General features: G+C 62.1%; 2 protein-coding genes and 1 pseudogene. All 3 read left to right on the top strand.

Going from position 1 to position 1,475, the window contains the following annotated elements; translation table 11 throughout:
- Nucleotides 1-81: hypothetical protein (locus tag ACZY0B_RS27465; protein ID WP_463767139.1), on the top strand; the 81-nt coding region annotated here is incomplete at its 5' end.
- 84 nt (nucleotides 82-165) lie between these two features.
- On the top strand, nucleotides 166-1,158 hold the full coding sequence (locus ACZY0B_RS27460; RefSeq protein ID WP_463767373.1) for a quinone oxidoreductase family protein: 993 nt from the start codon (nucleotides 166-168) through the stop codon (nucleotides 1,156-1,158).
- 31 nt (nucleotides 1,159-1,189) lie between these two features.
- Nucleotides 1,190-1,384: pseudogene (locus ACZY0B_RS27455) on the top strand (steroid 3-ketoacyl-CoA thiolase); the annotation flags it as partial.
- Nucleotides 1,385-1,475: the final 91 nt, after the last annotated feature.

Here is a 1,475-nt window from a genome sequence, read left to right as displayed (position 1 = left end):
CGCGGCGGCCGCTACGGTCTGCAGACGATGTGCGAGGGCGGCGGCATGGCCAACGCCACCATCATCGAGCGGCTGGGGTAAACCGATTCGAGATTGCTGCAGTGACCTACACGCGTAGTCGTCGTGGTTGCTGTGGTCACGAATAGCCGTAAGGGAGAAGCAGTTATGAAAGCGTGGCTGTGGGATGGACATGCAGGGATAGATCATCTGACCCTGACCGACGCGCCTGATCCGGTCCCAAATGAAGGTGAAGTGGTGGTGCAAGTCCACTACGCGGGCTTAAATCCGGCCGACCGGATGATGGCAGAGAGGCGCTACCCGTATCCGGTATACCCTCCTGCGCCGCACGTGCTGGGGCGGGACGGCGTCGGGGAAGTAATCAAAGTTGGTAAAGGCGTCGAGGATGTGCGGGTGGGCGACCGGCGCGTTCTTCTGCGCAGTGATGTGGGACTTCTCCGCTGGGGCATGTTTGCCGAGCAAGTGTCGATACCGGCAGTTAACTTGGCGGAGATCCCCATAGGTTGGACCGAAGAGCAGTCGTCGGGCGCCGCCGTCGTTTATCTATCGGCGTACCGTGCGCTCACCATGTGGGAACCGCTCAAGCCGAACTCAGTGGTGCTGGTCACCGGCGCATCAGGAGGTGTCGGAGTTGCGGCCGTGCAACTGGCGGCGGCTATGGGCCACACGGTCGTCGCGCTCTCGCGCAGCGAGGAAAAGCAACGACGCCTCAAGGAACTCGGAGCGACTTTCACATTCAACCCTGAGGACCCGCAGTGGCGAACTGGTGTAGAGGATGCCCTGAACGGTGGAGGGGTGAACCTGGCAGTCGACACGATCGGGGGCACGCTGCTTCCCGAAGTCATTGATACGATGGGCGATTCGGGAAGACTCAGCTTGGTGGGTGAACTCGGAGGCCCGGTGCCCAACTTTTACACTGGCACGCTCTTTTCCCGCTGGCTGCGAATTGGCGCAATGGCTCTCAGCTACTACACGCCTGAGCAGCACCGCGCCGGCTGGCGCGACCTCTTGGCCATATTGGCCCGCTCTGGAGCTCGGCCACTGGTCGACCGCGTGCTTCCGTTCGAGCAGTTGCCGCAAGCCTTCGAACGCCTAGCTGACGGCCCGATGGGGAAAGTGGTGATCGAGGTAAAGCCTTGAGGCTCCATCACGTTGGCTTCGACTTCACTGAACCCGGCATGACCTGGCCAAGCCCAACGTGAACGGCGGCGCCATCGCGATCGGGCACCCGTTGGGCGCCAGCGGTGCCCGCATCATGACCACGCTGGTCAACGCGCTTCAGCAGCGCGGCGGCCGGTACGGGTTGCAGACAATGTGTGAGGGCGGCGGCATGGCCAACGCCACCATCATCGAGCGGCTGGGGTAAGCGGCTACTTGGTATTGGCCTGTTTGAGATGCGTTATCTCGTTGCCCCACACTGATTGTGCGCCGGCATCGCCGATGCGGTAGATCTGAAT

It is taken from the genome of Mycobacterium sp. IDUB_19 (genome assembly GCF_055419445.1).
The sequence above is the reverse complement of the archived record's forward strand: the minus strand, read 5'-3'. Positions and strand labels throughout refer to the sequence as shown.